Here is a 385-nt window from a genome sequence, read left to right as displayed (position 1 = left end):
GGTCGGCTCGGCGGCCGCCACGGCCAGGGCACGGACCGCCGTCACCGTGTCGGAGTCCGTTCCCGGGACGCCCAGGGCCTCGGTGAGCACCGATCCCAGCTCGGTCTCCGCCGACACGCGCAGACGCTCGCCCGCCAGCGTCTGGGGGCACCACCGGGCGTCCAGGGCGTGGCGGCACCCCGTGAGGGCCGCCTCGAACGCCGGGCGGAGGGGCCCGGGCACGTCCAGCCACACCCCGACCATCCGGGCGGCCAGCCGCCGGGCGAGCGGGCCGAGGTCGAGGGTGCCGTCCGGGAGGTCGGCCAGCACCCCCTCGGCCGCGCCGAGGGCCCGGTCGGCGGGGAGCGCGGTCCCGGCCGCTCCGGCCCGGGCCTCGGCCCCGTCG

At 81.0% G+C, this 385-nt stretch carries 1 protein-coding gene; it reads right to left on the bottom strand.

From position 1 onward, the window contains the following. Positions 1-385, bottom strand: a 385-nt coding sequence (locus D471_RS40370) for a hypothetical protein (RefSeq protein WP_040690704.1), incomplete at both ends; no start/stop codon positions are given.

Source organism: Nocardiopsis lucentensis DSM 44048 (assembly GCF_000341125.1).
GTDB classification, from domain to species: domain Bacteria; phylum Actinomycetota; class Actinomycetes; order Streptosporangiales; family Streptosporangiaceae; genus Nocardiopsis; species Nocardiopsis lucentensis.
The sequence above is the reverse complement of the archived record's forward strand: the minus strand, read 5'-3'. Positions and strand labels throughout refer to the sequence as shown.